Here is a 470-nt window from a genome sequence, read left to right on the forward strand (position 1 = left end):
GTGCAAACACTGGACCACGACTTCCCCAGTGCGGGGACGGGCAAACTGATCCCGCATGGTCTGTATGACTTGGCTCGCAACGAGGGCTATGTGCACCTCAACACCAGTGTGGACACCAGCGAGTTTTGCTGCGACAGCATCGCACACTGGTGGACGCAGCATGGCGTGCACCAGTACCCCAACGCCCGCCGTCTATTGCTGCTGTGCGATGGCGGCGGCTCCAACGCCTCCAACCGGCATGTGTTCAAGGAGGCGCTACAAAAGCTGGCCGAGCAGCTTGGGCTGGAAATCCGTGTCGCGCACTACCCGCCATACTGCTTCCCAAGCACAACCCAATCGAGCATCGCTTGTTCGCCCATGTGACGCGGGCTTGCCAAGGGGTTATCTTCCACACGGTGGGCATCGCCAAACAGTTCATGCAGAAGACAAAAACCACGACCGGATTGAAAGTGACTGTGGACGTCCTGGAT

General features: G+C 58.9%; 2 protein-coding genes. Both read left to right on the forward strand.

Annotated elements, in window-relative coordinates; all coding sequences use genetic code 11:
- A partial coding sequence (locus B7G53_RS22700) for an ISAzo13-like element transposase-related protein (protein WP_441339016.1) occupies positions 1-363 on the forward strand: 363 nt, incomplete at its 5' end.
- The coding region (locus B7G53_RS23405; RefSeq protein ID WP_369680292.1) for a hypothetical protein at positions 360-470 on the forward strand (111 nt) is incomplete at its 3' end. The genes B7G53_RS22700 and B7G53_RS23405, both read left to right, overlap by 4 nt.

The sequence above is a fragment of the Polaromonas sp. AET17H-212 genome (assembly GCF_002379085.1).
In the GTDB taxonomy this organism is placed as follows: domain Bacteria; phylum Pseudomonadota; class Gammaproteobacteria; order Burkholderiales; family Burkholderiaceae_C; genus Polaromonas.